This is a genomic window from Chitinophagaceae bacterium (assembly GCA_016717285.1).
Taxonomy (GTDB): Bacteria; Bacteroidota; Bacteroidia; order Chitinophagales; family UBA10324; genus JACCZZ01.
Genome location: JADKFU010000001.1, coordinates 503010 through 527704 on the forward strand (window position 1 = coordinate 503010; position 24695 = coordinate 527704).

At 41.0% G+C, this 24695-nt stretch carries 21 protein-coding genes and 1 tRNA gene; 7 read left to right on the top strand and 15 right to left on the bottom strand.

Features of this window, described 5'->3' with window-relative positions:
* The first annotated feature begins 5 nt into the window (after positions 1 to 5).
* Complete coding sequence (locus tag IPO83_02145; GenBank protein MBK9730083.1) at positions 6 to 1616, top strand: T9SS type A sorting domain-containing protein; 1611 nt, start codon at positions 6 to 8, stop codon at positions 1614 to 1616.
* Between the two features lie 127 nt (positions 1617 to 1743).
* On the opposite strand, the gene IPO83_02150 is transcribed toward IPO83_02145, so the two are convergent.
* Positions 1744 to 3756, bottom strand: coding sequence for a tungsten formylmethanofuran dehydrogenase (locus IPO83_02150; protein ID MBK9730084.1), 2013 nt, complete (start codon positions 3754 to 3756; stop codon positions 1744 to 1746).
* 275 nt (positions 3757 to 4031) lie between these two features.
* Here IPO83_02150 and IPO83_02155 point away from each other — a divergent pair, with 275 nt between their 5' ends.
* Positions 4032 to 4622: a pseudouridine synthase gene (locus IPO83_02155; GenBank protein ID MBK9730085.1), complete on the top strand. Its 591-nt coding sequence runs from the start codon at positions 4032 to 4034 to the stop codon at positions 4620 to 4622.
* Positions 4623 to 4835: 213 nt separating this feature from the next.
* Here IPO83_02155 and IPO83_02160 read toward each other — a convergent pair whose 3' ends face one another.
* The 6 genes from IPO83_02160 to IPO83_02185 form a co-directional block, all read right to left on the bottom strand.
* Positions 4836 to 5447 carry a fumarylacetoacetate hydrolase family protein gene (locus tag IPO83_02160; GenBank protein MBK9730086.1) on the bottom strand — a complete coding sequence of 204 codons (612 nt, stop codon included), beginning with the start codon at positions 5445 to 5447 and terminating at the stop codon, positions 4836 to 4838.
* A gap of 104 nt (positions 5448 to 5551) precedes the next feature.
* Positions 5552 to 5881, bottom strand: coding sequence for a hypothetical protein (locus tag IPO83_02165; protein MBK9730087.1), 330 nt, complete (start codon positions 5879 to 5881; stop codon positions 5552 to 5554).
* 111 nt (positions 5882 to 5992) lie between these two features.
* Entirely contained in the window at positions 5993 to 6580 is a 588-nt protein-coding gene (locus tag IPO83_02170; GenBank protein ID MBK9730088.1) for an aminoacyl-tRNA hydrolase, read from the bottom strand.
* 81 nt (positions 6581 to 6661) lie between these two features.
* A complete protein-coding gene (locus IPO83_02175) occupies positions 6662 to 7345 on the bottom strand; it encodes a 50S ribosomal protein L25 (protein MBK9730089.1) in 684 nt (227 codons plus the stop codon).
* 14 nt (positions 7346 to 7359) lie between these two features.
* Positions 7360 to 8295: a ribose-phosphate pyrophosphokinase gene (locus tag IPO83_02180; protein MBK9730090.1), complete on the bottom strand. Its 936-nt coding sequence runs from the start codon at positions 8293 to 8295 to the stop codon at positions 7360 to 7362.
* 255 nt (positions 8296 to 8550) lie between these two features.
* Complete coding sequence (locus IPO83_02185; GenBank protein ID MBK9730091.1) at positions 8551 to 9864, bottom strand: hypothetical protein; 1314 nt, start codon at positions 9862 to 9864, stop codon at positions 8551 to 8553.
* A 432-nt stretch (positions 9865 to 10296) separates the two neighbouring features.
* Between IPO83_02185 and IPO83_02190 the strand changes: the two genes are divergently transcribed.
* Positions 10297 to 11961 (top strand): formate--tetrahydrofolate ligase, encoded by a 1665-nt coding sequence (locus tag IPO83_02190; GenBank protein ID MBK9730092.1) that lies wholly within the window; start codon positions 10297 to 10299, stop codon positions 11959 to 11961.
* 244 nt (positions 11962 to 12205) lie between these two features.
* Here the strand turns inward: IPO83_02190 and IPO83_02195 are convergent.
* Positions 12206 to 12278 (bottom strand) — tRNA-Gln (locus tag IPO83_02195).
* Positions 12279 to 12607: 329 nt separating this feature from the next.
* Here IPO83_02195 and IPO83_02200 point away from each other — a divergent pair.
* The 3 genes from IPO83_02200 (at position 12608) to IPO83_02210 (ending at position 18049) form a co-directional block, all read left to right on the top strand.
* The gene (locus IPO83_02200) at positions 12608 to 15640 is read left to right on the top strand and encodes a DUF2723 domain-containing protein (protein ID MBK9730093.1); all 3033 of its coding nucleotides are present in this window, start codon (positions 12608 to 12610) and stop codon (positions 15638 to 15640) included.
* Positions 15641 to 15766: 126 nt separating this feature from the next.
* Entirely contained in the window at positions 15767 to 16537 is a 771-nt protein-coding gene (gene rlmB / locus IPO83_02205; GenBank protein ID MBK9730094.1) for a 23S rRNA (guanosine(2251)-2'-O)-methyltransferase RlmB, read from the top strand.
* 117 nt (positions 16538 to 16654) lie between these two features.
* Positions 16655 to 18049, top strand: coding sequence for a hypothetical protein (locus IPO83_02210; GenBank protein MBK9730095.1), 1395 nt, complete (start codon positions 16655 to 16657; stop codon positions 18047 to 18049).
* A gap of 28 nt (positions 18050 to 18077) precedes the next feature.
* On the opposite strand, the gene IPO83_02215 is transcribed toward IPO83_02210, so the two are convergent.
* The 4 genes from IPO83_02215 to pepT all read right to left on the bottom strand — a co-directional run bounded on the left by IPO83_02215 (position 18078) and on the right by pepT (position 20553).
* Positions 18078 to 18431, bottom strand: a complete 354-nt coding sequence (locus IPO83_02215) for a hypothetical protein (protein ID MBK9730096.1) — start codon at positions 18429 to 18431, stop codon at positions 18078 to 18080.
* Positions 18418 to 18849: a hypothetical protein gene (locus tag IPO83_02220; protein ID MBK9730097.1), complete on the bottom strand. Its 432-nt coding sequence runs from the start codon at positions 18847 to 18849 to the stop codon at positions 18418 to 18420. Before IPO83_02220 ends, IPO83_02215 begins: the two co-directional genes overlap by 14 nt.
* A 2-nt stretch (positions 18850 to 18851) precedes the next feature.
* A complete protein-coding gene (locus IPO83_02225) occupies positions 18852 to 19073 on the bottom strand; it encodes a YtxH domain-containing protein (protein ID MBK9730098.1) in 222 nt (73 codons plus the stop codon).
* 229 nt (positions 19074 to 19302) lie between these two features.
* Entirely contained in the window at positions 19303 to 20553 is a 1251-nt protein-coding gene (gene pepT / locus IPO83_02230; protein MBK9730099.1) for a peptidase T, read from the bottom strand.
* 128 nt (positions 20554 to 20681) lie between these two features.
* On the opposite strand from pepT, the gene IPO83_02235 reads away from it, so the two are divergent.
* Positions 20682 to 21419 carry a hypothetical protein gene (locus IPO83_02235; GenBank protein MBK9730100.1) on the top strand — a complete coding sequence of 246 codons (738 nt, stop codon included), beginning with the start codon at positions 20682 to 20684 and terminating at the stop codon, positions 21417 to 21419.
* 69 nt (positions 21420 to 21488) lie between these two features.
* Here the strand turns inward: IPO83_02235 and IPO83_02240 are convergent, their stop codons facing one another.
* The 3 genes from IPO83_02240 to pstB form a co-directional block, all read right to left on the bottom strand.
* Positions 21489 to 22793, bottom strand: coding sequence for a cation:proton antiporter (locus IPO83_02240; protein ID MBK9730101.1), 1305 nt, complete (start codon positions 22791 to 22793; stop codon positions 21489 to 21491).
* Between the two features lie 368 nt (positions 22794 to 23161).
* Positions 23162 to 23608, bottom strand: a complete 447-nt coding sequence (locus IPO83_02245; GenBank protein ID MBK9730102.1) for an Rrf2 family transcriptional regulator — start codon at positions 23606 to 23608, stop codon at positions 23162 to 23164.
* Positions 23609 to 23843: 235 nt separating this feature from the next.
* Positions 23844 to 24695 carry a phosphate ABC transporter ATP-binding protein gene (pstB, locus tag IPO83_02250; GenBank protein MBK9730103.1) on the bottom strand — a complete coding sequence of 284 codons (852 nt, stop codon included), beginning with the start codon at positions 24693 to 24695 and terminating at the stop codon, positions 23844 to 23846.

Below are 24695 nucleotides of genomic sequence, written 5' to 3' on the forward strand. Positions count from 1 at the left end.
TATTCATGAAAACAAAATTAACAGCCGCACTTTTTTTTATTACAACTATTGTTGTTGCGCAGGCACCACAAAAACTCTGGGAAACATTTTTAGACGGGAATTTAACCGGAAAAGATGTTGCCAATTCTGTGGTTTCGGATGCTGTGGGAAATATTTTCGTAACAGGCACCAGTTATCAGACTGTCAGCAATGGAAACTTCACTACCGTGAAATATGATGCTGACGGCGTGCAGCAATGGGCTGATTATTACAATGGAACCGCTTCCGGTGTAACCAACCGTGGTAAAAAGATTGTATTAGACAAATGGCAAAATGTGTATGCATTGGGTACTGTCGCGCTTCATGCAGGCGATATTGCCATTGTTAAATACAATCAAAATGGCAAGTCATGGTCGCATAATTATGAGCCTTACTGGTTTGGTTCCGATGCTGATTTTGGAGTAGACATTGCCGTTGATTCTTCGGGCTACTTATATGCTTGTGGGCAGGTGACTTCACTTTCCGGGAATTTATGGGATATGTACACAATGAAATGTGATACCGCCGGCGTGAAAATTTATGAAGAGAATTTCAGTAGCGCCAGCGGAGATGATTATCCCGCAGGAGTTGCAGTAACAGCGGGTGGAAATTTTTTCGCACTTACCAGCTCCTTTGATTTTTTTGGCTCTGCCACGTATGATATTTTTACGATCAATTATCTCAGCAATTGGAATCACAACTGGGAATCGAAATACAGTGGCGAAGGAAATGGAGTTGATTATGGAACTTTCATAAAAGTGGATGATGCAAGCAATCAGTATGTGTGTGGTACTGTGGATGGCGGCCCTGACAATGACATGGTTGCTATGAAACAAAATCAATATGGTACCACCCTTTGGGATGTTATTTACAACGGAACTGCAAATGGAAACGATACGGCAGTTTCTGTAGCATGGTTGTCAAATGATTTTGTGGTGGTAACCGGAAAATGCAAGGAGATTAACAACAGTGTTACTGTCAATGCAATTGTTACGATGGTAATAGACAATGGCACTATAGTTTGGACGAATAAATTTTACGGGACGGATGGGTTAGGAGCACTGCCAACTCAAATGGTTACAGATGACGCGGGTAATATCTACATCTGTGGATATGAAAGTTTAAGTGACGGAACTAAAAACGGATGCATCGTTAGCTATGATATGAATGGAAACGTGCTTTGGAATATTTCGTATGACGGAGGAATAAATCTTGATGATAAATTCAACGCGCTTACCCTTGATATGAATAATGACCTTATTGCCACCGGTCAGACATTTACCAGCACGACAAGTGCGAATATGCTCACGGTTAAATTTGGAAACATTGCAACCGGAATAGGTGAACCAGTATCCCATTCAACACTCACCGCATATCCAAATCCTGCAAGAGATAAATTAAACATTAACCTCGTTGGTCTTCAAGGAAAAATTAAGCTCAGGATTTTCGATCTCACTGGCAAGCTCGTTTTTTCTTCCAGTGAAAATGCGAAAGCGGCGCTGCAAATTGATGTCGAAAAATTTGTAAACGGAATGTATTTGGTAAATGCTGCGGATGCATCCGGAAATATTGCTTTCGCCAAATGGGTGAAGGAATAGTAGTGAATGAGATTCTAAAAAGGAAGGTCGCTGTAGTATCTACAACGACCTTCCTTTTTAGTGCTAATGAATAAACGACAGTTATTTAAATGGCCGTAATGACATCACTTACTTATCAGTATGCTATTTAGCTTTCAAGCAAAATTCCAATTTCAGCAGCTACGTTTTCTACACCCGGCAACATTGCTTTTTCAACGCCCATGTTCATGGCTACTGCAGGCAATGGTTTAGCACCGATTTGTTTTACAGGAGCATCCAGATAGCGGAAGCAGTTATATGAAATTCTTCCTGATAAGGCCTGGCCAAATGTATTTTCAGATTGTTCCTCTGTTAATACAATGCATTTGCCATGACGCTTCACTGATTCGTATACCATTTCATTGTCGCAGGGATTCAATGTTCTCAGATCTACAATTTCTACTGATCCCGGAAACTGCTTCGATGCATTTTTCGCCCAATAAACTCCCATGCCATACGTGATCACGCAAAGTGAATTTCCATTGTCCATTTGTTCCTGTGATGCTTCCTGCACTACATTCGCTTTGCCCAATGGAATTATATAATCTTCGTCAGGTTCTATAGACTTTGCTTCTTCCGTACCCGGATTTTTACTCCAGTACAAACCTTTGTGTTCATATACAATCACAGGATTCGGATCATAGTAGGCAGCTTTCAATAGTCCTTTAAGATCTGCTGCATTAGATGGATATACTATTTTGATTCCGCGTTGTGCCAGCACGACTGATTCATGAGAGCCGCTGTGATAAGGGCCACCGCCACCGTAAGCTCCAATAGGAATTCTGATAACAGTACTCACAGGAAATTTTCCCATCGTGAGGTAACATGATTTGGAGATCTCTGTGATCAGTTGATTGATGGCAGGAAACTGGTAATCACAAAACTGAATTTCTACAATCGGCCGAACACCTGCTGCGCTGAGACCTGCCGTAGATCCAACGATGTAAGCTTCCTGAATCGCCGTATTGAAAACACGGTCATCGCCATATTTATCTGCAAGTGTAGCGGCTTCACGAAAAACACCACCCAATCTTTTTCCAACATCCTGACCAAAAAATATGGCTTCGGGATGTTTGCGGAGAATTTCATCAACAGCATGTAATGCTGCATCTACCATCACTACTTTTTGTCCACCAAAAGGAGCACGGTTTCCTTTCTCTTCTGTAACAGGTGTTGGCGCATATTCATGTTCCATCACGGTTGCAGGATCCGGTTCCGGTGCATCCACTGCACGTTGAAAGTCGCGCGCAATTTTTTCTTCTGCACGTTTTTCTATCTCATCCAGAATCTCTTCTACAATTCCATTCTCCAATAAATAATTTCTGAGCTTGGGAAATGGATCATCTGCTGTATGCAGCTCGATGTTTTCTGCTCCACGGTACATTTCTTTGCGCACACCCGAAGTATGATGGTTGAGCAATGGAACTTTTGCGTGAATAAGAATCGGCTTACGTTCTTCCCTTACAAATTGAATCGCTTCGCGAACACATTCATATGCTTCATGAAATTCACTTCCATTCACTCTCACTCTTTTCATGCCCTTGAAACCTGCCGCATATTCATAGGCATCCATCGTGCGCATTTCATCGGAAGAAGCGGAGATGCTCCAGTCATTGTCCTGCACCAGGTAAATGATCGGCAATTGTTTTAAAACGGCAAACTGCCATGCTTCTGCTACTTCACCTTCCGTAACACTTCCATCACCCATCGAACAAATCACCACCGGTGGTTCAGGTGAATCGAGCATATTTTTTTTCTCAAGGTATTGAACACCTTGCGCAAGCCCTGTGGTAGGAATGGCCTGCATCCCCGTTGCACTGGAATGATGCAGGATGGTTGCTTTGTCGGTACCTTTGTAAGAGGGGTGAGAATAATATTCACGACCTCCCGAGAACGGATCATCGCGTTTTGCGATCAATTGCAACATTAATTCATAAGGTTCGAAGCCAAGTCCAAGCAAAATACTTTCGTCACGGTAGTAAACAGCGAGGTAATCATGTGGTTGTAGCTGAAGACCCACTGCTAACTGAATGGCTTCATGTCCGCGTGAAGTTGAATGCACATATTTGCAGATCTGCCGATTTTCATCGTATGTCTTTGCCATATGCTTCACATAACACATCTTTTCAAAAGCACGCAGATATAGAGTAAGATCCAAGGGTTTTTATTTTGTAGGGCGCAAAAATAAGAAGGTAAGTGGATTGCGCAAGAAACTATCGGTAGTTAGCTTGGAGTAGTGAGTAGAGAGAAGTGAAAAAGTCGTTAGTTGGTAGGATCATTGTGTCATTTGCCATTACTTCGGCATCAGCACATCGGCACATCAAATCATCGGCACATCCAATTCCTAATTCCTAATGCTCCATTCCTAATTCCCAATTCTCTACCTTTATCGGCATCATGCAATTTCTCTACTACAAGATTTTTAAGCCGTTTGGAATGCTTTCCCAGTTTACGAAGGAAGGCGAACATGATACACTTGCTTCTTTGTTTGATTTTCAAAAAGATGTTTATCCTGTTGGAAGACTTGATCATGATACAGAAGGCCTGTTGTTGTTGACCAATGATAAATCAATTAACGCACGATTGCTGAGTCCGGAAAGAAAACATGGCCGGATGTATTGGGTGCAGGTGGAAGGACTTCCGGGGGATGCTGCGCTCAATCAATTACGGAAAGGAGTTACGATTAATCTGAAAGGCACCTTACATCAAACGCAGCCTGCCGGTGTAAGAGGCATGTCGGCACCTAGAATTCCGGAGCGAATTCCACCGGTAAATCACCTCAAGCATCCTGAAACATCATGGCTTGAACTTACCATTGCAGAAGGCAAAAACAGGCAGATAAGAAAGATGACTGCTAAAGTGGGGCATCCCACGTTGCGGCTGATCCGTTACGGAATTGAGCGTATCAATATTGATAAGATGGTTCCCGGAGATATTGTGGAAATGCCGAAGAGTGAATTTTATCAGGGGCTGCATCTGAAGCCTTAGCTGCTTGTATTCATTTATTCGTGTTGCCAATCTCAGTGCAACGATTGGACAATTGTTACATGGCTAAACGGTTAAATGGTTGCGGCTAAGCCGATTATACTCCGGCTTCGCCGCAACCATTTAGCAATTTGACCATGCAGCCATGTAACCATGTAACCATTTCGCTGATACAAGAAGTTGATGCACCACAGATCATAATGTTGAGAGAAAAAGTCACTTCACATCAAACTCCAGCACACTTTCATCTTCCACAAAACATTCAATGTGATCATTGAAAGTTACTGCCCCAACTCCAACAGGAGTACCCGTGAAAATTAAATCTCCTTTGAGCAAGGTGAAAAACCGGGAAGCGTAACTGATGATTTTTTCAAAAGGAAAAATCATGTCTTTTGTATTTCCTTTTTGTGTAAGCTCTTTATTTTTATACATGCAAAAATTTAGATCCTTCAAATTCTCAAAATGTGATTTCGGGAAAAAATCCCCCACACAAGCCGAACCATCAAACCCTTTTGCAATTTCCCACGGCCAGCCTTTTTTCTTGAGTTCAGTTTGAAGGTCACGTGCCGTAAAATCGATGCCTGCTGTTACAGCATCAAAATAGCGGTCCGCGAATTTTTCAGAAATGTTTTTGCCGTTTTTGCAAATGCGCAACACGATTTCGGTTTCATAGTGCATGTCCTTTGAAAAATCAGGCAAAAAGAAAGGGAGTTTCTTGCGCTTGAAAGCAGTGTCAGGTTTTATAAAAATTACCGGCGCATCGGGAATTTCATTTTTCAATTCCTTTGCATGTTCAGCATAGTTACGTGCGATGCAGATGATTTTCATGTTTGCAGGAAATAAGGGCTATGAAAATAAAGTTGATGAATGATGTGCCGATGAGCTATTGATTCTGAACTGTCAGCGTAATTCAAATTTCTGCAAAACATGATTTATGAAAACGCTGGAATTTCACTGAGTGATTTGTAAACAGGTTTGCCTTTTGACTGCAATAATTCAAGTTCGCGGGCTGCATCAGGAGATGCTGCAATCAGCAACAATGCATCACAATCTTCAGCGATTGCGATCGAAATATCCATGATCAGTTTGTACTCATCATCCACTTCTGATTTCTCCAGTACAGGTAGCGCTGCGTTCACACCTATAATCGGAATGTGTCCCATTTCGTAAATAGCTGCGGCAGCTTCATTCATCTTATCTAAATTTTGTTGGCGCTCTTTCCCGGTAGGCGCGGAGTAGGGGCCTGTGATTGCTATCTTCATTTTATTGGTTGTTGTTGATTGTTAGTTTTGATTCTTTTATGTTTTTATGGCTGCATGGTTAAATTGCTTAATTGTTGGTCGACATCAGCAGCAATTAAACAATGCAACAATTTAACCACTCTTATCTCCTTGCTTTCCAGCTTTATTATAGAAATTCATCGTTCGCTCCAATCCAATCGTTGCAAAACTCTTTACGGCATCTGTTGCGATCCGGATTTTTTCGGGCAATAATTTTTGTTCTTCCGGTGTCCATTTTCCAAGCACGTAGTTGACTTGTTTTCCTTTTGGAAAATTTCCCTCAATACCAAAACGCATTCTTGGATATTCAATGCTTTGCAATAATTCCTGCACGGATGTCAATCCATTGTGTCCACCGTCACTTCCTTTACTACGGATGCGTAGTTCACCAAAGGGAATGGCCAGGTCATCCACAATTACGATTAGCTGCTGTTTTTCAATTTCCAGTTTATCCATCCAGTACTTTACAGCTTTTCCACTAAGGTTCATGTAGGTGGAAGGTTTGATCAGGTGTATCGATTTTCCCTTAAACCGGTAAGAGGCATGGGCGGCAAACCGTTCTGAAATAAAAGAAGCACCGGCTTCTTCGGCCAGTGCTTCCACAATCTTAAATCCTATGTTATGACGTGTTTCCATATACTCATCACCTATATTTCCGAGCCCTGCTATAAGAAACTTCACGTCTGTTTTTTTCTGTTTTTCTAACGGTACTGTTGGGCGTGTCAGATTTAGATATTCCAGATAGGAAAGAAATAATGTTAATTATTTCTTCTTCTTATCGTCTTTCTTGGCAGCGCCTTTATCAGCAGCAGGAGCAGCACCCGCGGCAGGTGTTGCACCGGCAGCAGGCGTAGCACCGGCAGCAGGTGTAGCAGCAGCGGCAACAGGTGTTTCTTCTTTCACCACACGAGGAATCAATACAGAAAGTATCGGAAAGTTGGCCGGATTAAGGAATTCGATTCCTTCTGCTTTGAGGTCACTAACCTTCACTGATTTACCTAATTCAATATGGTCAATTTTAATGGTGATGTGTGAAATCAGATCCTTTGGAAAAAGTCGCACTTTGAGTTTCTTCATGCGTTGGTTAATCTTGCCACCCGCTCTAACGCCAGCCGGAACACCTTCCAGTCTGATGGGCAAATCAACAGTCACTTTCGTATCATCTTTTAGCTCGAGAAAATCAATGTGGTTGAGCTGATCGGTTACCGGATCAAACTGCAGGTCCTGCATAATGGCAACATGCTCTTTGCCATCCAGCAAAATTTTTGCAGTCAGAAATTCAGGAGTATATACTAAATTTTTGAAGGAAGTAGCAGGCGCGTAAAAATTAAGGGTTTCTTGTCCGCCATATAGACTGCAGGGAATCTGTGCATTCTTTCTCAATTCGCGGGTTTCTCTTTTGCCTACTGACTTTCTGATTTGGCCTTCAATGGAAATGGATTGCATGATTGAAATGAAATTTAATTGTTAAGGAACAAGGAGGTAATGGACTTATGCTCATACATGTTGCGGATGGATGTTGCAAACAGCTCGGCCACACTCAACACTTTTATTTTTGGGGATGTTTGTTTCAATGGAATGGTATCACACACTACTACTTCTGTGAGCGATGATTTTTCAATATTCTCATAAGCTTTCCCGGAAAGAACAGGATGCGTGATTAGGGCGCGGACACTTTTTGCGCCTTTTTCCAACATAAGATCAGCAGCATTGGCAAGTGTGTTACCAGTATCAATGATGTCGTCGCAGATAATCACATTCCGGCCGGTTACATCACCGATAACGGTCATGGCAGAAATTTCATTTGGACGTTTTCGGTACTTATCGCAAATCACCATTTCTTTATTAAAGTGAATTGCGTAAGAACGTGCCCTGTTCACACCACCAACATCAGGTGCTGCAAAGGTGACATCGTGCAAATCGAGCGATTTGATATAAGGAATAAAGATGGTAGAACTTTCAAGGTGATCTACCGGAATATCAAAAAATCCCTGAATCTGCGGTGCATGCAGATCCATCGTCATGATACGGTTGGCACCGGCGGCTGTCAGGAGATTGGCGATCAATTTAGCTGCAATCGGAACACGCGGTTTGTCTTTTCTGTCCTGGCGCGCAAATCCAAAGTAAGGAATCACGGCAGTAATGTATTCTGCAGAAGCTCTACGGGCGGAATCAATCAATAGCAACAGTTCAAAAAGGTTATCGGTAGGTGCGATGGTTGATTGTATCAGAAAAACATAATCGCCGCGGATGGATTCAAGGATTACCGGACAGATTTCACCATCGCTGAAGCGACGTACTTCTACCTTTCCAAGATCCACGCCATAGGATTCGGCAATAGCGGAAGCCAGGTATTTGGTGTTCGTTCCGGAGAAAATTCGTACTTGGGATTCCATCGGTTTTTTTAGAGGACGGCAAAGATAGAAAAAGAATTAAGATTAGCCCAAGGAGGATCAAAAAAGAGTTGGACAAGTTTCCGTGTTTTTCGAGCTGGCCATGCAATAAATTCAGGCAAGATTTTCCACTGAATCACAGAAATGCACGGAAAGAAAGACGCTGCCATCTTCTTCTTGCACACAAACAATAGAACAGGAAGAAAAAGTAGTAAATAAATTTCCTCTGGTGTTACTCTTCAGCCAAAAGTTCAGGACTCAATTAAGAAAATTAAACCGCGCATTCACCACATTGTTGTAAGTGGAGCCGAAATTATAACTGATTCCGATTGATCCATAGTAGCTAAAGTTAGTGGATAATTCATGTTGTCGCGTCAGCACTTCTTCCGGAGTGGCACCTTCTTTTGACAGGTTTAATTGATCATGAACCAGTCCAAGATTGCCATACAGGCTGAGTTCCAGCCCTTTTACAATACGTAAGTTAAGGGAGCTTGATACGTAAAGAGAATTCTTGCTGAAGTCGTGAAAATAGTTGGAACCATAAACAGACATATTGATGGATCCCCATTTTTCAATCAAATCCAGTGAAGCGGTAAATGATTGGGAAAGGAGCAATTCTTCTGTTTTGTTGTATAATGTACTATCAGTATAGTTAGAATAGGAGGGCGTGAGTGTGTACAGCATAGTAAATAAGTGCGATGTGGATTTGCTATAAGGATAAAGGTTCCACTCAATGGCAGGTGATATGCTTGCTTTTAAGTCATAATTACTGTAGGTAGAAGAATAAACTGATGCCGCTCCGCCGGCTGACCAATGGTCTGTCAGGCTTTTTACGATCAGCAGATCAGCACTTCTGGACTGTGTTTCGCTACTATACACAAAGTCGTCATAAGCATATTTTGTATAATTGTAAGATCCGTTTACTGTAAAGTTGATCTTCCAGTCTTCGGTTGTCTTATTGGCAGTTAATCCGCCGTTTAAGTAGAAGTTTTGATAGGATTGTTCGCCGTTAAAATAGGAATTGGCATACACAGTAAAAATCCAACTGTTCCATTTATCCGTTGTATCCATCAGTAGCAGAGAACTGTCAGTTGGTGAATTAAAACTGATTTCAAATGCATCAGCTCCCGGAAGTTGTGCAACATATGACATCAATCCCATTTTCAAAATCTGAACTAGTCCTTTGCGTGTTTCTTCTTCCGTATTATTGGTGTTTGCAACATATTTCAGCGTATCATTTTTTCCCTCAAATTTTTTTTGCCCCCAATAAACCAGGGAATATTCTGTGCCGCCACTGCCAGTGTTTTGTGTAGTAATGAGCAAGTGAACATCAGCAAGATGTCTGTCGCGTACATAATCTACAAAAGTGAGTTGCTGTTTGATGTAGGCTATATATTCCGAACCATCTATAAAAAGGTCAAGGCGATTGTTTTTCATGTTTGATGAATCGTTGCCGCTTTGTGCATGCACTTTGCAGGAAAATAAAATCATCAGAACAGGAATAAGGTTCAGTATTTTCATTACAGTATTTTTTTGTGTAAGGTAACCGGAGGCAAAGAAACGGTTTCGCATTAATATTGTTTTTCAGATGATTATCAGATGAATGTACTCAAGATGGCGCAATAAATATTTATGGAATACAATTCTAAATTGGGAATATTCTTACATGCTTCAGTTCAGTTTGTCTGACAAAATAATGAAAGCAGTACGACCACTTTCGTCAATTGAAAGGTGAGTGGATCAAACTTCCGGAACGGAGGCACTCCATGCCTTTTCCACGTGCATCTCGAATCATTTCATTACAGAAATTTTTATTTTACCTTGACCGTTGAAACTGTGCTTGCTCTTATAAAATCCGGAATCAGAATTCCGTGATAAAACCGCAAATAGTTCAATGATAATGATCATGTTTTCCACTGAGGAAAGTCATGCGGTCTGAGAGTGATACATTTCAATTTAACAACCAATAAATACGCATTCAATTTAATCTTAAAGCCACTTTAGATGAAATCAGATTATGAAATTGCACAGGAAAAACCAATGCGATTTATTTCAGAGATCGCTGCGGAAATGGGCGTGCCTGCCGGAATGGTTATTCCATATGGATATTACAAAGCCAAGCTGAATATCAATCAGTTTGATGAAAAAAAAATTGCAACGTCCAAATTGATATTGGTAACTGCCATGACTCCTACCAAGGCAGGTATCGGTAAAACAACCACATCAGTCGGGTTATCAGACGGATTAAAAAGGCTGAATAAAAAAGTAGTGCTTGCTTTGCGCGAGCCTTCGTTGGGTCCTTGTTTTGGGATGAAAGGCGGAGCGGCAGGAGGAGGATATTCCCAGGTGGTTCCGATGGAAGAGATCAATCTTCATTTTACCGGCGATTTTCACGCGATCACTGCAGCGAATAATACGCTCGCTGCTTTAATGGACAACTTTCGTTTTTTCAACCGTGGTAAGCCGGAAGGCATTAAGACGGTGTTGCTGAATCGCTGTCTCGATGTAAATGACCGCGTGCTTCGTAAGATTGTGACTGCGTTAGATGTTCCGCATAATGGTATTCCTTCTGAAACAGGATTTGTAATTACTCCGGCAAGTGAACTGATGGCGGTGCTTTGCTTGTCTGAAGGTCTGGATGAGCTGCGCAAAAGAATAGATGAAATGCTGCTCGGATTTACTTTTGCCAATGAACCTTTCACGACAGGCGATCTTGGTGTTACCGGAGCAATTACTGCTTTGTTGAAAGATGCCATATTACCCAACCTTGTGCAAACGCTGGAAGGTACTCCGGCAATGGTGCATGGTGGTCCGTTTGCAAATATTGCTCATGGCTGCAATTCAATAATGGCTACAAAAACAGCCATGCAGTATGGCGACTATGTTGTTACTGAGGCAGGATTTGGAAGTGATCTCGGTGCGGAAAAGTTTTTTAATATCAAATGCAGGAAAGCAGGAATACAACCTGCCATGAGTGTATTGGTGGTTACTTCGCAAGCATTAAAGCTGAGTGGAGGGATTTCAGAAGCAAATATGATGTTGCCCGATCTTGCAGCTCTTACTGAAGGATTGCGTAACCTGGAAAGACACATTGGTATCCTGAAATCATTTGGCCAGAAAGTGCTGGTAGTTTTAAACCGTTATCATTTTGATACAAAGGAAGAGATCAATTTCATGCGTGAATGGTGCAGCACAAGATCGGATGGGTTTGCTGTTAATAATGGTTTTGCTTTGGGCGGAGAAGGTGCCCTTGAAATGGCTCAGGCAGTAGTGGATATCTGCCAAAAACCTTCACAGCAGTTGCAACATACTTATGAATTGACAGATGACATTGAAACAAAAATGAACAAGATTGTAACTACAATTTATGGCGGTCAGGGCGTGGTTTTGTATAAGAAGGCACAGGACATGATTAAGAAGATAAAAAAGCTGGGACTCGAAAACCTTCCGGTTTGCATGGCGAAAACGCAATATTCATTCACTGATGATGCAACGCAAAATGGATTGGATGGAAATTTCAAAATTGATGTAGAAGATCTGGTGATCAGCAAAGGTGCCGGCTTTATTGTAGCCGTTTGCGGGGAAATGATGCGTATGCCCGGATTACCCAAAATCCCTCAGGCAAATCACATTGACGTAGTGAATGGTAAAATTATTGGCGTTAGCTAATGTTTGCTTGGATTGAATGTGCTTGAATAGATAATATTTTTGACGCCTCGATCTCCCTTCTTTTTCGGCTGTAAGTAGAACTTCCATTTCGCGAAGTGCGGGTTTTATCAGTACGTCAGTTGAACTAAATAGCTGTCAAATTATTAGGCGGCAAATCACACGAACGAATGAAAAAAGACAGCAGGTACATACTGTGAATTGCAATAAAAAAAGCCGCTTCAATCCTTTGAAGCGGCTTAACCTGTTGACCGACTAGGGCTCGAACCTAGACTCTTCTGAACCAAAATCAGACGTGTTGCCAGTTACACCATCGGTCAGTAGAAGGACGGCAAAGGTAAGGGATGGGTTGGAATTTGCAAATAGATGATGTGCCAATTGTTTGATGTGCTGATGTTCCGATGTGCCAATGTGCTGATGATTCGATGTGCCGATTCATTAATGTATAGACGTACATTAACAATTTAGCAATTAAACCAATTAACCATTCTGCCATTCAACTATCCAACCAACCAACGATCCAAAATGTAACCTTTCCCTCCACCGCGTTACTTCAATACATGTTTTCAGACAGTGCACAACACTAAATGAAAACCCTTGCGCCTATTAACAAATAAACTATTTTTGCCCATCTTAAAAAAACCATTTCATGACGTTGTATAATAAAGTGAATAACATTGCCGGTTGGATCATATTTATTATTGCCACAGGAGTGTATTGGATGACAGCAGAACCTTCCGGCAGTTTTTGGGATTGCGGTGAGTTTATAGGTTGTGCTTACAAATTGCAGGTGGCGCATTCTCCGGGTGCGCCATTGTTTATTATGGTGGCTCACATGTTTACCTTGCTGGCAAGTGATCAGGCGCATGTTGCGCTCATGGTAAATTATATGTCCGGCATCTTCAGTGGATTAACCATCCTGTTTTTATTTTGGACAGTTACCGCTTTCGCTAAAAAGATTATTAACAAAAAGGAAAATGAAATTTTTGGAGCTGACTTAATTGCGATTATAGGTGCCGGTGTAGTAGGAGCGCTCTCCTATACATTTGCTGATTCATTCTGGTTTTCTGCTGTAGAAGGCGAAGTATACGCCATGTCTTCCTTTTTTACCGCCATCGTATTCTGGTCAATCATGAAATGGGAAAATGTTGCTGATGAACCGAATGCTGATAGGTGGATCATTTTCGGCGGATACCTGATCGGACTGTCTATTGGTGTTCACTTGCTTGGATTGCTGGCTGTTCCCGCAATGGTATTTGTGTATGCTTTCAAAAAATTCAAGCCCAACAGGTGGAACATGCTCAAAACAGGTGGTATTGCTGTTGCCATTCTTGGATTTATTCAGTATGGAATTATTCCCGGTATTCCAACGCTTGCTGCAAAATTTGACATCCTCTTTGTAAATGATTTTGGTTTGCCTTTTAACAGTGGTGTGTTGTTTCTATTTGTTTTATTGGTAGCGCTTATTGTATTCGGCCTGTGGTATGCGGTGAAGAAAAATAACCACATTCTTCATACTGCCGTCCTTACAGCACTGTATATGATAATTGGTTATTCATCTTACCTCATGGTAGTTATCCGCGCCAATGCGAATCCTTCCATTAATATGAGTGCACCAAATGATCCGATTGCATTGCTGAGTTATCTCAATCGTGAGCAGTATGGTGAAAGACCCCTTGGATATGGTCATACTTTTACTGCGGAACCTATTGCAATTGATCGTGAAAGTGGTGAAAAAAGATACTATCGTGGAAAGGACAAGTATGAATTTCTCGATAGAAAGCCTATTCTCAAATATTCACCTTCCGATGAAATTCCTTTTCCGCGTGTATGGGACAATGATGATCCGTCGCACGTAAAATTTTATAAGAACTGGCTCAACCTGCGTGATGGTCAAAAACTAACGATGGGTGATAACCTGAATTTCTTTTTTACCTATCAGGTTGGATTTATGTACATGCGATACTTTCTCTGGAATTTTTCAGGAAGACAAGATGATGTGCAGGGTGATGGTGATATTCAGCATGGAAACTGGATTACCGGATTTCCATTCATAGATAATGCGATGCTGGGTGATCAGACAACACTACCTGCTCCCATGAATGAAAATAAAGGGAAAAATAAATTTTATCTGTTGCCATTTATATTGGGATTGGCAGGTGCTGTATATCATTTCAGAAAGAGTAAATCTGATGCGTGGGTAGTGATGTTGTTATTCTTTTTCACCGGACTTGCGATTGTAATCTACCTTAACCAAACGCCGTTGCAGCCACGTGAACGGGATTATGCATACGCCGGATCATTTTATGCATTTACCATTTGGATGGGTATCGGAGTAATGGCATTGTTTGAATACATCAGAACACGCATGAATCCGCGCAATGCAGCCATCATTGCAGGCGCTACTTGTGTGCTGGTGCCTGTGCTGATGGGCGCAAAAGGGTGGGATGATCATGATCGTTCGCACCGCACTACGGCCCGTGATTTCGGAAGAGATTATCTGGAATCCTGCGCACCCAATGCCATCCTGTTTACTCAGGGTGACAATGACACGTATCCGCTCTGGTATGCTCAGGAAGTGGAAGGTATTCGTGAAGATGTAAGGATTGTAAATCTGAGTTTGCTGGGGGTGGATTGGTATATCGATAACCTCCGGAGAAAAGTGAATAAATCAGAGGCGGTGATCATCGGGGTTGACAGTCTGAAATACCGTGGTTCTAACCGTGATTACGTACGCTATTATGAAAATAAATCTATTGCACAGGGACAGGCCTATTCACTCGGTTCAGTGCTTGATTTTATGTACAGTGATGATCCAAAAAATAAACTGGACTATGGAGCAGGTGCTCCAATGAATTACCTTCCTGCGAAAAATATTTTTATTCCTGTGGATAAAAATCAGATTATCGCTGATAAAGTGGTACAGCTTTCTGACACTTCCAAAATTCTTCCGAGGCTGGAATGGAAGCTTAATAAAAGCACATTGTTGAAGAATGATATTCTTACCATGGATATTCTTAGGAATAATTTGTGGAAGCGTCCCATCTATTTTGCTATTTCCGTTTCACCTGAATCTTATCTTGGATTGAATAATTATCTGCAGCAGGAAGGTCTGACTTATCGGGTGGTGCCATATAATGTCAAAAGCAATGACGGATTGCCCGGTGGCGTTCAAGCCGACCTAATGTACGATAACATGATGAATAAATTTGCCTGGGGCGGTGTAGATAAATATCCTGTTTATCTGGATGAAAACATTCTCCGCATGGTAACTAACCTGCGCAGTAATTTCGCACGACTTGCAAGTGGCCTGATTGCAGAAGGCAAAAGGGATTCTGCTCTTAAGGTGCTTGACAAATGTGCTGAAGTTTTGCCTGAAAGCAATGTTCCGATTTCTTTTCTCAATCTTGCTTTGTCAAAAGCTTATTTTGAAGCCGGCGCACCTGACAAAGGAACTGCTATGCTTGACCGTTTGCTAACTATGTATTCTGACAAGCTAAAGTACTTTGCATCATTACCTGTTGAGAAGCGCAGGTACTTTTCTTCTGACATCAATGAAGGTGTCTATGTGCTCAATGAAATCAACGACCTTTCAGAAAAGAATAATCAAACAGAGCTCAACAAAAAAGCTACGGAATCTTTTCAACGCTACATGAATCTTTACACGCCGCCTAATAAGTAGCGAGTAGTGAGTAATGAGTAGTTAGAAAAAGTCTTTAGTCGTGAGTCTTTAGTCGTTAGTAGTGTTGTCTGTTAGTATTCGGCATTCCTAATTCCTAATTCCTAATTCTCAATTCTCAATTCCTCCATGAATAAACCTTCCGGGAACCAGGGTCCGCGCAGCCAATTTATCTACGGACTTCACCCGGTGGAAGAAGCATTATTAGCCGGTACTACAATTGAGAGAATTTTTATTCAAAAGGGAATAAGCAAAGAAGGAGTTACACAGATCCTCCGCACCGCGCAGCAGCAGGAAGTTCCTGTTCTATTTGTTCCGATAGAAAAGTTGAACAGAATGCACCGCAATCACCAGGGTGTGGCTGCAGTAGTTTCGCCGGTTCAGTTTTTCAAAATTGATGATATACTTGCGCAGGCCTACAGTAAAGGTGAATTGCCTTTGCTGATTATTGCAGACAGAATTACGGATGTGCGCAACTTCGGCGCCATTGCCCGCACAGCATTGTGCAGCGGAGTACACGCATTGATTATTCCGCAAACAGAAACTGCGGCGCTCAATTCAGATGCAGTAAAAGCGTCTGCCGGCGCACTTAATAAAATTCCTGTTTGTCGTGAGAAAAATTTATTGCAATTGCTGAAGCAATTAAAATTGAATGGCATCCAGATAGTCGCTTCGGAAATGAGTGGAGCGAAATTTATTTTTGAAGCTGACCTGAAAGTTCCTACAGCTATTATTATGGGTTCTGAAGGAGAAGGCATTGCACCTGAATTGTTGCGTATTGCAGATGAAATAGTAAAAATTCCAATGACGGGAAAATTTGAGTCACTGAATGTATCGGTTGCCGCGGGAATGATTTTGTATGAAGTGATGAAGCAGCGTATGGTTGAGAGTAGCGAGTAGCGAGTAGCGAGTAGGAAGTATTCGACATTAACAGTAATATACATAGTGTAAAGGGTATACTTACACTTACAGCTAATTTATCGTTGAAATAGTATCTTGCTTGTTTCAATCCACACAATGAGTACCGCGCATCACAAACGACTGTTAATTTTCGGAGCAGTTTATTTTTTGATCTATCTGGCAGGAGCAGTTATTTTTTACAAGGATCGTATTTTTCTCGATGGAGCTTATTATTTCTTTCATGTAGTGCAATCAGAAAATTTTTGGGTCGAGCATCAGCGGTTTATACTCATAGCTTCACAATTGCTTTTATTAACAGGAGTAAAGCTGCATCTCACGCTGCAAACCCTACTGTTGCTGAATTCGGTTAATCCGGTCTTGTACCTCTTCTTCTTTTTTTTTATTTGTGTTATAATTCTGAAAGATGAAGCGGCAGGCTGGACGTTGCTTTTTTTAGGTGCTTGCGGAGTTTACTTTCTGTACTTCGTTCCGATGTATGAAGTTTGGTATGGTGCAGTGCTGCTGGTATTTTTTTCTTCCCTCCTGCAACGACAATTTTACCGGACGCCACTTCAGATTGCAATTCTCTGCGTGGTCGTGCTTTCATTGTTATTTTCCTATCCGCTTATGATTATAGGATTTGTATTTTTTACATGCTATCATTTTTTAGCGCAAAGGAGATTGCCATGGAAGGTAGCTGTCTTGTTTATACTGATGGTGATATGTTGGCTCACCTGGAAAAGCCTTTTTATTTCGGATTATGAAAATGGAAAGGTTAGTTATCCGTTTTCAAGAATCGGAACTACCCTGCGTGAAAACTTTACTCCACTAAGCAACATTAAGTCGCTCATTTTATTTTTGTTTACTGTTTATGGTGAAGCGATGATCATGCTCCTCTTAACTGTATCGTTGCTTTTGTACAGAAGGAATTATCTAAAGACAGCGCTTATATTGGGTTTTACTATTGGATTTATTTTGATGATTAATATTACGCATAGCTTCCCTTGGAATCACTCCAATTATTTTGAAAGAATGTACCTGTTGCTGATTCCATTGTGCATGCTGCCATTTCTTCGCGAAGTCTATAATACTTCTAAACAAAAGCTGGGGCTGGAAATGGCTTTTTTATTAATCATCATTTATCGAGGCGTACAAATCGTGCAGCATTCAGCATCGTATAGTGATCGGATTGTAAGGGTGGAACAGTTTGTTGAATCTGCACAGCGGCAAGACGGGTCAAAGTTTTTTGTAAAAGGTGAGGACTATCCGGATGACCCTGCTTTGGATGAATGGAGTTTCCCGATGGAAGCATTGATTTTTTCTTCCCTTCCATCGAATCATCACACTGTTACCATATCATTGAAAAGTGACCTTGATGCGACCGGAATAAATTCTTTGCTGAACGAAAAATCATTTCATCTCAGGTTAAATGAAGTTTTTGCCGATGACTGGCTCAATCAGCATTATTTTCGGTTAAAACATGTCAGCTATACGGAGTTGAAAAGAAAGTAACGCATCGTACTTTGCAATGTGCTTCAGCTTATTTTTTCTTCTTTAGAATATTGCGGCCAATCCTGATAAACGTATACAATAAAGCAGCCTGCAGCATATTGCCACCTTTTCCACCAAGAAAATTTCCGAATTTTGAATTGCTGTCACCGACCAAATCAGTTACAGATGCATTTATCCATTTGGCACTTTTAAATAGCAGGTCGTTGGTGTTGTCATTAAAGGGCAGCAAAGTTTTCATCGCTACCTCAGGATAGTTTTCTTTGAGATATAATAATTCCTTTTCGAGCTTTACTTGTTTTATTTCGCATATGGCTTTCAGCCTTTGCTTTTCAAGTTCAAGCGTAACAAGATCGACTACTTTTATCTTTTTATGCAGACTCATTACCAGGCTCGTCGTTTTTGTATTGAACTTTAAACTTTTCGATTTCTGTTTCCGTCATGCTGTCGTTATCATCATCTTCAAATAATTCTTTGATGATTCTTATATTCAGAGGTTTCTCCAGCATGCTTTCGCGTTTCACTACCATTAAAATAAGCATGGCAATAAACAACACGCCGATTATTGAAAATCCAATGGCATTGGAACCCACGAAATCAGAGATGAGGAAACCTAGCATCAAGCCAACAAACAAAATAGTGAAACACGCCAACAGTGCAATAATCAAAAAGGACATTATGATGGCCGTTACTTTGGATATTTTTCCAAATGCCTGTGCACGTGTCAACTGGAGCTTTGCCTGAAGATACTCGGCGCCTGCATCTTTAAGTTGCCAGATGAATGATTTTTCTTCCTCCTCCATAATTAAGCCTTGTTCAGCAGCTCGTTTAATTTAAGCTTTAGATCTTCTACAATCTGTTTTCCTTTTTCAAGTTCATTTTCTAATTCATCTTTCACTTTTCCGGCAGCGTTTTTCAAATCTTCCACTATTTCTTCCTTATTGTCAGAAGCAAGATAGAAACCTGCTGCGGCACCTGCTGCTGCTCCTATGAGCAGTGCAAGTAAAAATTTTGAATGGTGGTTCATGGTCTTATTTTTCGGATGCTGTAAAGTTAATCTAACTCAGTTTAATTCAATCTGATAAAAATCAGGAAAGCAAACTTAGAATTTCGTTGGGTTTAATTTGCCATTGGATTACATTGTATGAAAGAAAGAACCAACAGGTGGTTAATGTAAATATAACCCGTCAAAATTTATTTGATAGATAGGCAGCATGCAATTTATGTTGAAATTATTGGAAGCGAAAAATAGCATGTCAACTTTCTTCTTCCCAGATCATGCAGAGGTGAACAATAGTTTCCACTGCCTTTTCCATGTCCTGAACGGAAACCCATTCCTGCTTGGAGTGAAACGCATGTTCACCGGCAAATAAATTAGGACATGGCAATCCCATAAATGACAACCTGCTGCCGTCTGTTCCGCCACGGATACTTCTTCGTTCCGGCTTCAATCCTGCGCGCGATATAGCCTCGAGCGCATACGTTGCGACCTGTGGATGCTGGTCAATTATCATTTTCATATTTCTGTATTGTTCAACTACCGTAAAATCAAAAGTAGAATTCGGATAATTGATTAGCACATTAGTCGCAATTTCCTGTAACAACTTTTCTTTTTCATGCAAACCATTATCGTTGAAATCACGAATGATCAGCTTAATGGTGGTTTGTTCCAATGATCCGGTAATACTGGTAGGGTGAATAAATCCTTCCATGTTTTCTGTTGTTTCCGGTGTCAAGGTTTTTTTGGGTAACGCATCAATAATAGCAGCCGCGATTTTAATGGCACTCTCCATTTTACCTTTTCCAAATCCCGGATGAGCGCTCACGCCATGAATAACAATGATTACCATATCAGCGGAAAATGTTTCATCTTCTAAAGTGCCTGCGGTTTCACCATCAATGGTGTAACCAAACTGTGCACCCAGTTTGTTGATGTCAACATGGTTTACGCCACGTCCAACTTCTTCATCAGGTGTAAATAAAATACGGATTGCACCGTGTTTTATTTCAGGATGGTTTACCAGGAAATTAGCAGCATCCATGATGGCAGCTACGCCTGATTTATTGTCGGCACCAAGTAAGGTGGTTCCATCCGCAGTAACAATGTCATTTCCTTTTTGGTCCGTCAAATCGGGATGATCGCTGGCGCGAATTACAATCGATTTATCGTTGGGAAGTATAATATCCTGCCCCTGGTAGTTTTTGTGCACAATCGGGCGGACATTTTCACCACTGCAATCCGGCGAAGTGTCAACGTGTGAGCAGAAACAAATAACAGGAACCGCTTTTTCTGAATTTGAAGGAATCGTTGCGTACACTATCCCGAATTCATCCAGTGCTGCATCTTTAATACCCATGGCATGCAATTCTTCTACCAGTAAGCGCGACAGATTTTTTTGCTTTTCTGTAGTGGGTGCAGCGATAGAATCAGGATCTGATTGTGTATCGATGGTTACATATTTAAGAAACCTGCTTGTAACTGTATGTTGTATGGACAATGTGGACATAAGAATTTTTTAAGAGCGTTAAAATACCGATTGATTTCTTAAGAAGTGAACGACAGCGAAAATTTAAACCGCCGGCTAATTTTTGCTCGTCTTTTAGTGGTATCTTCATTCATCCAAGAATTTGATAAATGAAGAAATTTTCGATAGTCATTTGCATATGGATGCTCTTCTCCTGTAAGCAGGAAAAGAAACATTTGCCGGATATCAGTAAACTTTTGAAGGAAGAACAGCCTGCTTCGCCTGCTCAAAAGAATGATCAGAAAAAATTCAGGGGGCTGTTTGTTGTTGGTAAGAACATTAAAAGCTTTCGCAGTTGCGGCAGTGCTGAAGATAATTATTATGTGATTGACTCCACGCACCAGATGAGCAATTTGTACAAAACCATTTTCCTGAATTCACCAGCGTTTCCTTACGAATATGTTTATGTGGAGTTCATGGGCAAGGTAGAGGAAGCTACCGAAGCAATTGCTTTACGTGGCTTTGACAGTTCGATTGTTGTATCTGATATCCTCACTTTTGAACAGAAAAATTATCGCAATACCTGTATTCCGTATGATTTCTGGGCATTAGGCAATGAACCCAACTGGTCGCTGCAGGTCTCCGCAAAAGAAGGAATTCTGGCACTTAAGGATTACAGTAATAACCAAGTATATCTCTTCGAGTATTTTGCACCTAAAGTGGTAAACGATGAAGTGTTTACCTACTATTCAAACAACTATGCTAATCAAACTGCTATCAGTGCAATTTTCAAACGGATGCCATGCAGTGATGGGATGTCTGAAAATGCTTATGAATACAACGCTAACATTGTAATTAATGGCAAGCGATATTCAGGTTGTGGTATACGGGGAACTGTTGCGAATTAACAAGTTCTGGATAATTAATATTTATGCTACACTTTGCAGAAACAGATAGCAATTCCCCGAAGAACATGCTTACACCTGCACACCTGCTACAACTTCTTCCGGATTGTTGATCGCATTGTCTCTGGGTTTCGCGTCTTGCTTACCAAGGAAATATTTCATTCCCGGCCCTGCCATTACTATAGTTACAAACGTCATGATCACCAGTCCAACGAAAAGTTTCTCATCAATAATTTTCGCCTGTAATGCAACCAAACCGAGCACTATTTCCTGGGAGCCGCGCGCATTCATGCCGAATCCTACCGCAATTGCTTTATTGGATTTGAACCCACTGAGGCGGGCACCGATATAACCACCAAGGATTTTACCTGCCACTGAAATAGCCAGCACCAATGCTACAATGGTGAAGTCGAAGTTGGTGACAAAATTTACTTTCAAACCAATAGAAACAAAGAAGAGCGGTGAAAATACATAGGTAACAATATCATGAAAAGTTTCTTTTGCTTTCTCACTGAAGTAAGGAGAATTACCTACAGATACTCCCATAAGAAAAGCACCAAAGATGGCCTTGATACCGAGCCATTCCGTAAAGATGCCGCTGAGCAGACAGAGAATCATGGCGAGTGATAATTCAGCGCCGGGTTTTGATAATTTGTTATTTGCAAAACGAAGCAATGGATCTACTACCAATGTTCTGCCAATGGTAATAAGGAATGCTGTGTATCCTGCAATAACCAATAGCACAGTTATAGCGCTGAATTTACTTTCTGACTTCAGGTCAGCAATTGTGATTACCACGGAAAACAACATCCATCCAATAATATCATCAATCATGGCAGCGGTCATCATCAGGTTGCCAAAACGCGATTTAATCATATCAATATCTATCAGGATTTTAGCCATCACTCCTAATGCTGTTATAGAAAGAGCGGTTCCCATAAAGAGGGCAGGGGCAAGTTTGTTTTGAGTCGGTTCGCTGAAGAACAAGCCATAAAATAACCAGGTAACGCCAAAGCCCAGTGCTAATGGAAAAATAATACCTGACAAGCTGATCTTAGCAGCGGCTTTTCCCCGGGTTCGTATATTTTCGAGTTTTACTTCCATGCCGGCAATAAATAAAAGCAGCATCACACTTAGTCTTGATAAACCATCAAAGGCAACAGAGGATTGTTTTGGATCAACAAAAACTGACTGAAAGAAACCGGGAAATATGGCACCAATAAATGATGGGCCTAAAAGAATGCCTCCCAATAATTCTCCGATGATGGCAGGAAGTCCCAGTTTCTTAAACAGCTCACCCATTATACGGGCTGTAGCTAATAACAATACCAGGATTATGAGAAACTCAAGCACTTCGTTTGTAGCTAATTTACCCATGATGGTCCGATTTTATAGTTGTATGTGAAAGGAAGGTTCTGATATTATTAGTTCTACTAATTTGGTCTTACTTTATTTCACTGTTTTACCTGATGATTTTATTAAAGTCTTCTCCGGTAATTGTTTCTATTATGTCTACCAATTTGGTAGAACTTTGCGAAAGGTAAAAAGATTTTCTGAAATTCGAATAAATATGCAAAAGGATAAAGTGATTGCTGGAAAAAGCAGGCTTTGGCAAGTTGTCATGCTTAAAGGCAATTGATCGGAGATAGAGATCCGATCAGATAATGACCGCTCAAAAATTAAGAGGAGATGCTCAGATATACATTGATTATGAAAACCTTATTTGCCAAGCGCTCTACTACCCGTTAAGCTATGTACTGTAAAACTCTGAAGTTGTGTTGCAGCGCATCTTCAAGTGAAGTCTGATCAAGGATGGATACCGTAGCCTCTCTCACTAGTTTCATAACTTTTCGTATTTCGCAGGTACGTTCGTCCTTACAGTCATAACAAGGCATATAAGCCTGTTCACTTACGCAGGGTAAGGGACCCATAGGGCCATCCAGTATGCGAACAATTTCTCCCATAAAAATTTTGTCCGGATGCCTTGAAAGTGAATAGCCTCCATATCTGCCCATACGGCTCTGGAGGATATTACTTTTCTTCAGTTCAAGCAGGATCTTTTCAAGGAATTTGCGCGGAATATATTCCTGCTTTGAAAGCTCAGCTACAATTACAGATGCATCTGCATCACCATAATGTTTTGCGAGGTAGATTACTGCTTTTAAGCCGTATTTAGCTTTTTTGGAAAGCATGTTACATAAGTTTGTTGAATTGATTGATTGAATAATTTATTGAGCCAGCATTGATTTCTTTACTGAATTTCTAAGAAAAGATTTGCTTGTTAATTTTTTATTTATCCCCGATAATGAATAAATAAAAAACTCAAACGAAACATCCTGGCTAAATCCAGACATGTTAACGTGCTTCAGTTGCCTCCGTTGTTGTGGTGTACTATTTAACTGTTTCATGGTTCTGGTTTTTGAAAAATCAGCTGATGACGCCTTTCACATATTCACGGGTCATTTCTTCCCGTGGATTTTCCAGCAGTTCCTGCGCAGGGCCATGTTCAACAATTTCGCCGAGGTACATAAACACGATATAGTCAGCTATTCTCCTTGCCTGACGCAGAATGTGCGTCACCATTACGATCGTGTACTGATCTTTCAGTTCAACAAATTTTTCTTCTATGCGCTGGCTGCTGATCGGGTCTAATGCAGAAGTTGGTTCATCACCAAGAATAATTTCCGGTTCCACAGCCAGTCCGCGCGCAAGACATAAACGTTGTTGCTGACCTATTGAAAGTTTGGTTGCTGGCTGATGAAGGCGGTCTTTAACTTCGTTCCATAAGCTGGCTTGCTTCAGATAGTATTCAACTTTTTCGGCAAGCAGACTTTTTTTGCGGAGACCATGGATGCGCATGCCATAGGCAATATTATCAAAGATAGACATGGGCAGTGGCATTGGTCTTTGGGATAACAATCCCATTTTTTTGCGCATGCTGGTTACCTCCACATTTTTTCCGTAGATATTTTCTCCATCCAATAATACCTCACCTTCAATTTTAATTCCGTCAGAGGATTCTATTAACCGGTTAAAAGTTTTAAGCAACGTTGTTTTTCCACAGCCTGAAGGGCCAATAATTGCCGTGATTTTCTTATCAGGAATATCTATCGATACATTCTTCAGAATTTGTGCGGTGCCATAACTGATATTCAGATTGCGGACACTGATATGAGGTTTCGCATTGTGAATGGACACAATTCTTTCTGATCCATTCGAACTTTTTTGTAACGGAGCAATCACTGAAGGCTCTATTAAAGTACTGGTTGAAGTTTGCAT

What these genes read in the sequence shown, in the direction of transcription:
- IPO83_02235 (MBK9730100.1), top strand. Translation starts at nt 20,682, where the DNA reads ATGAAGAAATTTTCGATAGTCATTTGCATATGGATGCTCTTCTCCTGT.
- IPO83_02155 (MBK9730085.1), top strand. Translation starts at nt 4,032, where the DNA reads ATGCAATTTCTCTACTACAAGATTTTTAAGCCGTTTGGAATGCTTTCC.
- IPO83_02180 (MBK9730090.1), bottom strand. Translation starts at nt 8,295, where the DNA reads ATGGAATCCCAAGTACGAATTTTCTCCGGAACGAACACCAAATACCTG.
- IPO83_02240 (MBK9730101.1), bottom strand. Translation starts at nt 22,793, where the DNA reads ATGGGTAAATTAGCTACAAACGAAGTGCTTGAGTTTCTCATAATCCTG.
- pepT (MBK9730099.1), bottom strand. Translation starts at nt 20,553, where the DNA reads ATGTCCACATTGTCCATACAACATACAGTTACAAGCAGGTTTCTTAAA.
- IPO83_02215 (MBK9730096.1), bottom strand. Translation starts at nt 18,431, where the DNA reads ATGAGTCTGCATAAAAAGATAAAAGTAGTCGATCTTGTTACGCTTGAA.
- IPO83_02245 (MBK9730102.1), bottom strand. Translation starts at nt 23,608, where the DNA reads ATGCTTTCCAAAAAAGCTAAATACGGCTTAAAAGCAGTAATCTACCTC.
- rlmB (MBK9730094.1), top strand. Translation starts at nt 15,767, where the DNA reads ATGAATAAACCTTCCGGGAACCAGGGTCCGCGCAGCCAATTTATCTAC.
- IPO83_02220 (MBK9730097.1), bottom strand. Translation starts at nt 18,849, where the DNA reads ATGGAGGAGGAAGAAAAATCATTCATCTGGCAACTTAAAGATGCAGGC.
- IPO83_02145 (MBK9730083.1), top strand. Translation starts at nt 6, where the DNA reads ATGAAAACAAAATTAACAGCCGCACTTTTTTTTATTACAACTATTGTT.
- IPO83_02185 (MBK9730091.1), bottom strand. Translation starts at nt 9,864, where the DNA reads ATGCGAAACCGTTTCTTTGCCTCCGGTTACCTTACACAAAAAAATACT.
- IPO83_02175 (MBK9730089.1), bottom strand. Translation starts at nt 7,345, where the DNA reads ATGCAATCCATTTCCATTGAAGGCCAAATCAGAAAGTCAGTAGGCAAA.
- IPO83_02160 (MBK9730086.1), bottom strand. Translation starts at nt 5,447, where the DNA reads ATGAAAATCATCTGCATCGCACGTAACTATGCTGAACATGCAAAGGAA.
- IPO83_02190 (MBK9730092.1), top strand. Translation starts at nt 10,297, where the DNA reads ATGAAATCAGATTATGAAATTGCACAGGAAAAACCAATGCGATTTATT.
- pstB (MBK9730103.1), bottom strand. Translation starts at nt 24,695, where the DNA reads ATGCAAACTTCAACCAGTACTTTAATAGAGCCTTCAGTGATTGCTCCG.
- IPO83_02165 (MBK9730087.1), bottom strand. Translation starts at nt 5,881, where the DNA reads ATGAAGATAGCAATCACAGGCCCCTACTCCGCGCCTACCGGGAAAGAG.
- IPO83_02150 (MBK9730084.1), bottom strand. Translation starts at nt 3,756, where the DNA reads ATGTGTTATGTGAAGCATATGGCAAAGACATACGATGAAAATCGGCAG.
- IPO83_02210 (MBK9730095.1), top strand. Translation starts at nt 16,655, where the DNA reads ATGAGTACCGCGCATCACAAACGACTGTTAATTTTCGGAGCAGTTTAT.
- IPO83_02200 (MBK9730093.1), top strand. Translation starts at nt 12,608, where the DNA reads ATGACGTTGTATAATAAAGTGAATAACATTGCCGGTTGGATCATATTT.
- IPO83_02225 (MBK9730098.1), bottom strand. Translation starts at nt 19,073, where the DNA reads ATGAACCACCATTCAAAATTTTTACTTGCACTGCTCATAGGAGCAGCA.